This window comes from Micromonospora sp. NPDC047753 (genome assembly GCF_040642735.1).
Classification (GTDB): Bacteria; Actinomycetota; Actinomycetes; order Mycobacteriales; family Micromonosporaceae; genus Micromonospora.
The window spans coordinates 20471-27426 of sequence record NZ_JBEYSL010000023.1 but is presented as its reverse complement, the minus strand read 5'-3'; the positions used below and the strand labels follow the sequence as shown (position 1 = coordinate 27426).

Genomic DNA, 6956 nt, shown 5'->3' with positions numbered 1-6956 from the left:
GGCGGTAAGCACTTAAGCGACATTACCAACCGAAAGGGGCATATTGGCGGCCCGCCCGAGATCGCGGCCAACCTACGGATCACCGGCCTGATCGACGCCGCGGATCTGCCGGGTTGACCTCAAGCGAGGTTGAAGAACGACGATCGGTGGATGAGCGAGGGAACACTGGACGAGGCGTACGAACGACTGCACCGCACCGGCCCGGAGTTCGAGGGCTGGCTGTCCAACCACGGACCCATGGCCGTCGAGGCGCTGGTCCGGCACGGGCACCAGCAACGGGTGCACCGCTGGCTCGACGACTACCTCGGCCGACTCGATGAGCTGCCCCGGGGGCTGCACCCGATCGACGACTGGCGGGACGCGCTCGGCGACCCGAAGCGCGCCGGTGACTGGCTGGCCTACTTCGACAGGCAACTGCGCGAACACCAATGGCGCGACGTGCTCGCCACCTGGTGGCCCCGGCTGCTGCCGGGCATCGCCGCCGGCGCCACCCACGGCGTGATCCGGGTCGGGCACGCCGTACGCGCGCTCGAAGCGGACGAGGAGAACCCACGGCGGCTCACCGAGTTGGGCCAGGCCCTCGGCTACTGGGCGGCACGCTGGCAGCCGATCCCCGGCACCGACCGGCTGTTCACCGGCGATCCCGACGAGCCTGGTACCGACGACATCGACGTGGCGGGCGCGCTGGCCGGGCTGCCCCGGATCGAGGACCAGACCGGAGGGGTCCGGGACCGGCTGGGCCGGCTGCCGGCCGTACCCCGGTGGGGGCCTGCGCTCGCGGCGCTGCGCCCCGCGCGGAGCCCGGCCGAGGCGCAGCGGGGGCTCACCACGCTGGTGCACCGGGCCGGTCTGGACTACCTGCGTTTCGGGCACACCAACCCGGTCATGCTGGTGCACGCGGTCACCGCGCCGACCGCCGTGCTGCGTACCCTGCCGGCGCTGGACCGGGCTCTGTGGGCGCCGAGCTTCGCAGCGGCCTGGGCCGCGACGGCGGCCATGACCTCCGTGTACGCCCCGGCCAACGGCATCGCGCCACCGACCGTCACCCCCGCGACGCCGTCGGAGGTTTTCGCCCGCGCGGCCCGCCACGGCGACGAGCACGTGGTCAAGCTCGCCGACGCGATCCTCGACGCGTACGTGACCAGTGCCGACGAGCGGCTCCTCACCGCACCCGGCTACGCCGGCCAACTGATCTGAGCGGGGCGACGGGTATTGCGGCGTCGACCGGGGGCGCCCTGGCCTAGCCTCGGCAGGATGTGGCCTCGGATCGGTGAACTGCGCGCCCTCGCCCTCGGCACCCCCGGCGAGTTGCGGTCGACCCTCAACACCCTGGTGCTGGCCGGCGTGAAGACCGCGACGGCCGGCCGACTCGCCGAGTACGCGGAAGAAGGCGAGGAGTTGGAGCACGTCGGCGAACGCCTGGCCCTGGTCGACGACGACAACGCACTGGCCGGCGTCGTGGAGATCACCGAAGTTGAGGTGGTCCGATTCGCCGACGTGCCCTGGGACTTCGCCCACGCCGAGGGCGAGGGTGACCGCTCGATCGAGGAGTGGCGGGCCGGACACTCGACCTACTGGGCGCGCCTCGGCACGCCGGTCGACGGCGACACCCCGATCGTCTGCCTGCGCTTCCGCCTGGTTTCCGGCGGCGAGGGCGGTGTGGCCAGCGGCGACCTCGGCACCTGACGCGGCGGCTCCCAGCCGGGTCGGTGCGCCGGCTTCCCACCGGGCCGACGTGTCGGCCCGGCGGGCTCAGTCGCGTAGTTGTGGCAGCAGCCGCGTCGCCACGTCCACCAGGACGGCCTCGTCACCGGCGTACCAACTGCTGGCGCGTGGCCAGTGCGTCACCACGTCGGTGAAGCCCAGCTCGGCGGCGCGGCCGACCTGGTCGGCGAAGAACTGTGCGCTGCTGAGCGAGAAGACCGGCGCGGCATCCAGCGAGAGGTAGCGGTCCAGGCTGGCCGGGTCACGGCCGGCCTCGTCCAGGGTCCGGTCCATCCGCGCGGACAACGCCGACACACTGGCCCACCAACCCGCCAGGTCGTTGTCGTCACCGGTGCCGGTGGTCACCCACCCCTGCCCGAAGCGGGCCACCAACCGCATCGACCGTGGCCCGTTGGCGGCCACCACGAACGGCACCCGAGGCTGCTGCACGCAGCCGGGGTTGTTGCGGGCCTCCACAGCGGCGAACCAGTCCCCACGCCAGGTGGTGCCGTCCTCCCGCAGGATCAGGTCCAGCAACTCGGTGAACTCGGCGAACCGGTCGACCCGCTGACGAGGCGGCAGCGTCTCACCACCCAACACCGCCGAGTCGAAGCCGATGCCACCCGCTCCCAGACCGAGCAGCAGGCGGCCGGCGGAGACGTCGTCCACAGTGGTGATCTGCCTGGCGAACGCGGCCGGGTGCCGGAAGTTCGGCGACGCCACGAGAGTGCCCAGTCGAATGCGCGAGGTCACCGTGGCAGCAGCGGTCAGCGTGGCCATCGAGTCGAACCACGGGCCGTCGACCAGGTCACGCCAACCCAGGTGGTCGTACGTCCAGGCGTGGTCGAAGCCCCACTCGTCGACCTGCCGCCAGCGACGCTGCGACTCCGCCCACCGCTGGTCCGGAAGGATCACGATGCCAATCCGCATGATCGCCACCCTAGTCGGGCCGGCCACCCGCGCCCTACCCTCCGGTGGTGCCCGCCGAAGCAACCGCCGCCCGCGTACCCCCGGCTCGCCGGCTCCGCATGATCCGCACGGTGGCGTTGCTGGTCGGGGTGGTCGTTCCGTCCCTCATCCTCCGCGAGTTGGTCGAGTCCCGGTTCGGCCGCGGGCCGCTGGCCGACCTCAGCGCGATCGCGGTGCCGGTGGCGGCGACGGCCTGGCTCGCGCCGTATGCCTCCTATCGGCGACGCGACGCCCTGCTCTGGCTGGTCGGCCCGGGCCTCTACGTCTTCGCGGTGATCGCCTGGCGGGTGGCCCTCGCGCCCTACCGGGACTGGAGCCCCCGCCCGGAGGAAAAGGCCCGGATGCGCTGGTCACGCGACCCGGAACACGCCGGGGAGTGGTACCTGACCGAGCCGACGAGTGGCACAGGTCACACTTCTTCCCGGTAGGGACACCGCGTTCGGCTCCGACCCCTCGGGGAGCGACACCCAGGCGGGGTGTCGCCCGAGGAGAGGATCAGAACGCGATGACGAAGGTGACCGCGCAACTGTCGGTGTCGGTGGACGGCTTCTACGCTGGGCCACAGTTCGACGGAAACGGCAACTGGATGGACTCGGAGGAGAGCGCCAAATTCTTCCGGGTAACCCGGTGGGCGACCGAGGCGGCGGCCTGGCGCGAACGGCAGGGCTTCGCCGGCGGGGAGCAGGACACCAACTCCGAGGTGATCGCCGAGTCGTTCGGCGCGGCCGGCGCGTACGTGATGGGGCGCCGGATGGCCGACGGGGGTGAGATCCCCTGGGGTGAGGAGCCGCCGTTTCGCGCGCCGGTCTTCGTCGTCACCCACCGCCCTCGCCAGCGGCTGCTGCGGGGAGGCGGCACCAGCTTCACCTACGTCACCGATGGCGTGGTCAGCGCCGTCGAGCAGGCGCGCGCCGTGGCCGGTGGCAAGGATGTCGCGGTGGCCGGGGGCGGCAGCCTGGTGCGGCAGGTGCTCAAGGCCGGCCTGCTCGACGAGTTGGAGCTGCACGTCGTACCCGTCGTGCTCGGCACCGGCCTGCGCCTCTTCGACGCGGACCTCGACCTGGGCGACCGGGAAGGGGTCGAGCTGACGCCGACCCGCGTCCTTGCCACCCCACAGGTGACCCACATCCGGTACGCGGTGCGGGGTCGCGCCCCGCTCGTGCTCGACGACCGGGGCAGCGGAGGCGGCCCGACGGTGACCGCGAACTGAACCACGGCCCCTCGAAGAAAGGAGGAGAAACCATGCCGCAACTGTTGCGGGTGCAGTGCTTCAACGTCTCGCGCGACGGTTTCGGGACCGGGGAGGGGCAGAGCCTGGAACGGCCCTTCGGTCACGCGGACCCCACCCCGCTGTTCTCCTGGCGTTCCGCCACCGCCAGCTTCGTGTATCGCACCGAGCCGGGTGGCACCCGTGGCCTGGACGACTACCTGACCCGCGACGCCGAGTGCAACATCGGCGCGGAGATCATGGGTCGCAACAAGTTCGGTCCCCAGCGTGGCCCCTGGGAGAACCATGACTGGCAGGGCTGGTGGGGGGACAACCCGCCGTTCCACACACCGGTCTTCGTGCTGACCCACCACGTGCGCCCGTCGTTCAGCCTGACCGACACCACGTTCCACCTCCGCGATGTCAGCCCGGCCGAGGCACTGGCCGAGGCGAAGCAGGCGGCCAACGGTCGGGACGTACGCCTCGGTGGTGGGGTCGCCACCATTCGTGAATTCCTCGAGGCCGATCTGGTCGACACGATGCACATCGCCGTCGCGCCCGTCGACCTCGACCGGGGCGAGCGGTTGTGGGACAGCCCTGACGAACTGCTCGACCGCTTCCACCTCGAGTCGGTGCCCAGCCCCAGCGGAGTCACCCACCTCCTGTTCTGGAGACGATGACCGCGCCCTTCCCGGCACTGTCGTCTACAGCCGCGCCAGCACCAGCAGGCGGTTGCCGTCGGGGTCGGTGACCCGCGCGGACCGCTCACCCCAGGGCTGGTCGACCGGCTCCTCGGTGACCGTCGCCCCACCCGTGCTCAGCGCGCCCACTGCCGCGTCGCAGTCGTCGGCGTAGACGCACAGCTCCCAGCGGTGTGAGTCGGCCGGCCCGCCAGCCTCCGGGTTGGCGGCCAGGCCGAGCTCGCTGCTGCCCAGTCGGAGGGCGACGAACTCCGGTGCGCCCTCGTCCGGGAACCGGTAGGGCCGGTCCGTACCGCCGGGAACCCCGACGGCCGGGCCGGCCGCGCCGCGTCACTTCGGTCCGGTCAGGTGATGTCGCGGCGGCGCATCGTCCAGAGCGCCGCCCCGAGGATCACCACCACCGAGACCGAGAGCAGAACCGAGGACTGCTGCCAGGTGATGTCCATGGTGGCCGGATTGCACTCCCCGTAGTAGGTCGCGTTGCAGGAGTTCCAGTCCTGCAGCGTGACCGTCTTCGTCATCCAGGCCAGGATGTACGTGGGCAGCAGCCATGCCTCGGCGAACCGCACGCCCGCCATTCCCAGCAGGATGCCCAGACCGAACTGGCCGACGACCATCACCGCCACCACGCCACCGAGGGCCATCGCGGTGTGCCGACCCAACGAGGCGAGGGCGAACCCGATGGTGGTGAGCACCAGCACCAGTGCCACTCCGCGCAGACCGGTCAGCAGGAACGACTGCCAGACCCCGGAGGTCATCTTCTCGGTGCTGCCCCGGAACGTGGCGACCGCCCAGAACCCGGCGAACCACAGCACCGCGGCCGGAAGCGTCACCGCCAGGATGCCGGTGAGCAGCGCAGCCAGCTTGGTGAGCAGTACGGTGAGCCGCTTCGGCCGCCAGAGCAGCAGGTTCATCATGCCGCCGGTGCTCCACTCGGCCCCGACGAAGGACGCGCCGATGACGAACCCGACCAGGGCGAGGATCGCCGCGAACGGGATCAACGTCTCGTCGAACGTCTTCTTGAAGTCGAACGTCGAGGGCAGGAACCAGTCGGCCTGGATCTGGTCCCGGGACGGGGCGGTGATCACCGAGCAGTCGTCCGGGAAGGGGCGGTCACTCGACGTACCGGCCGTCTTGGCCTTCTCGCACTCCGCGCGTTCCTGCTCGCTCCAGCGCACCTGCTCCTGGTACTGCTGGTCGGCCTGACGTTCGGCCCGAGCGAGCTGAGCGGCGTCGATCTTCTGGTTGGTGAAGAACACCCCGACCACCACGGCGCCCAGCACCAGCAGGCCGAGCAGCGTCGAGTAGCGGGTGAAGCGCCGCTTGGTGAGCCGGCGCAGCTCCGTACGAAAGAGGCTCACGCGCCCCACCCTCCCCCGGCGGGACCGGGCTGACCCGTCCCGCCAACCTTCGTGGACTCGTCGACCTGCCGGTGCTGACCGGGTACCGGCGCGGTGGCGGTCAGTTCGAGGAAGACGCTCTCCAGGTCGACGGCGATCGGCGCCAACTCGCTGACGTAGAGGTTCTTCTCGGCGAGCAGCCGCGTCACCGAAGCCGGCTTGTCGACGCCGGTCAGCATCAGGTGGTCCGGGTGACCGGTGACCCGGATTCCCGCCTGGGTGAGCGCCTCGGTGGCGACCGGCAGGTCGCTGACCGCCTCCAGCCGGATCCGGACCGCGCCGGACGAGTGCTGCGCGAGCACCTCGTCGACGGGACCGAACGCGACCCGCCGGCCCAGCGAGATGATGGTGACCGAGTCGCAGATCAGCTGGATCTCACCGAGGATGTGGCTGGACAGCACCACTGTCATTCCGGACTCGGCGAGGGTGCGCATCAGCGTGCGCATCTCCCGGATGCCGCCCGGGTCTAGGCCGTTGGCCGGCTCGTCGAGGATGAGCAGCTTCGGGTTCTTCAGCAGGGCCGAGGCCACGGCGAGCCGCTGCTTCATGCCCAACGAGTACGTCTTGACCCGCTCGCCGGCCCGGTCGCGCAGCCCGACGAGTTCCAGGACCTCGTCGACGCGGACGGCCGGCACCTCGCCCGCACCGGCGAGCAGGGACAGCGTGTCCCGGGCCGTGAAGTGCGGGAAGAACTGCGGGCTCTCCACTATCGCGCCGACCTGGCCGGCGACCGCGGGCAGCGCGTCGGGAACGTCGTGCCCGAGCAGCGCCATCCGGCCGCCGTCGGGTCGGATCAGGCCGAGCAGGGTACGCAGCGTGGTGGTCTTGCCGGACCCGTTGGGACCCAGGAAGCCGTGCACCTGCCCCGCGTCGACCCGCATGTCGAAGCCGTCGAGCGCGTTGCGGGTGCCGCGTCGACGACTCTTGTACGTCTTACGTAGACCTTCGATCTCCAGGACAGCTGGCAAGCTGCAC

At 71.0% G+C, this 6956-nt stretch carries 8 protein-coding genes and 1 pseudogene; 5 read left to right on the top strand and 4 right to left on the bottom strand.

Annotated features, from left to right (window positions below):
• The first annotated feature begins 150 nt into the window (after positions 1-150).
• Entirely contained in the window at positions 151-1197 is a 1047-nt protein-coding gene (locus ABZ749_RS03905; RefSeq protein WP_357222477.1) for a questin oxidase family protein, read from the top strand.
• Positions 1198-1254: 57 nt separating this feature from the next.
• On the top strand, positions 1255-1686 hold the full coding sequence (locus ABZ749_RS03900; RefSeq protein WP_357222475.1) for an ASCH domain-containing protein: 432 nt from the start codon (positions 1255-1257) through the stop codon (positions 1684-1686).
• A 66-nt stretch (positions 1687-1752) separates the two neighbouring features.
• On the opposite strand, the gene ABZ749_RS03895 is transcribed toward ABZ749_RS03900, so the two are convergent.
• Positions 1753-2634 (bottom strand): LLM class flavin-dependent oxidoreductase, encoded by an 882-nt coding sequence (locus ABZ749_RS03895; RefSeq protein WP_357222473.1) that lies wholly within the window; start codon positions 2632-2634, stop codon positions 1753-1755.
• Between the two features lie 47 nt (positions 2635-2681).
• Between ABZ749_RS03895 and ABZ749_RS03890 the strand changes: the two genes are divergently transcribed.
• The 3 genes from ABZ749_RS03890 (at position 2682) to ABZ749_RS03880 (ending at position 4560) form a co-directional block, all read left to right on the top strand.
• On the top strand, positions 2682-3101 hold the full coding sequence (locus ABZ749_RS03890; RefSeq protein WP_357222471.1) for a hypothetical protein: 420 nt from the start codon (positions 2682-2684) through the stop codon (positions 3099-3101).
• Between the two features lie 77 nt (positions 3102-3178).
• Positions 3179-3883 carry a dihydrofolate reductase family protein gene (locus ABZ749_RS03885; protein WP_357200669.1) on the top strand — a complete coding sequence of 235 codons (705 nt, stop codon included), beginning with the start codon at positions 3179-3181 and terminating at the stop codon, positions 3881-3883.
• A 32-nt stretch (positions 3884-3915) separates the two neighbouring features.
• The gene (locus ABZ749_RS03880) at positions 3916-4560 is read left to right on the top strand and encodes a dihydrofolate reductase family protein (protein ID WP_357222470.1); all 645 of its coding nucleotides are present in this window, start codon (positions 3916-3918) and stop codon (positions 4558-4560) included.
• 24 nt (positions 4561-4584) lie between these two features.
• Here ABZ749_RS03880 and ABZ749_RS03875 read toward each other — a convergent pair.
• The 3 genes and pseudogenes from ABZ749_RS03875 to ABZ749_RS03865 all read right to left on the bottom strand — a co-directional run.
• Positions 4585-4836: pseudogene (locus ABZ749_RS03875) on the bottom strand (VOC family protein); the annotation flags it as partial.
• An 89-nt stretch (positions 4837-4925) separates the two neighbouring features.
• A complete protein-coding gene (locus ABZ749_RS03870; protein ID WP_357222469.1) occupies positions 4926-5942 on the bottom strand; it encodes an ABC transporter permease subunit in 1017 nt (338 codons plus the stop codon).
• Positions 5939-6949: an ATP-binding cassette domain-containing protein gene (locus tag ABZ749_RS03865; RefSeq protein ID WP_357222467.1), complete on the bottom strand. Its 1011-nt coding sequence runs from the start codon at positions 6947-6949 to the stop codon at positions 5939-5941. The genes ABZ749_RS03870 and ABZ749_RS03865 overlap by 4 nt, the downstream gene beginning before the upstream one ends.
• Positions 6950-6956: the final 7 nt, after the last annotated feature.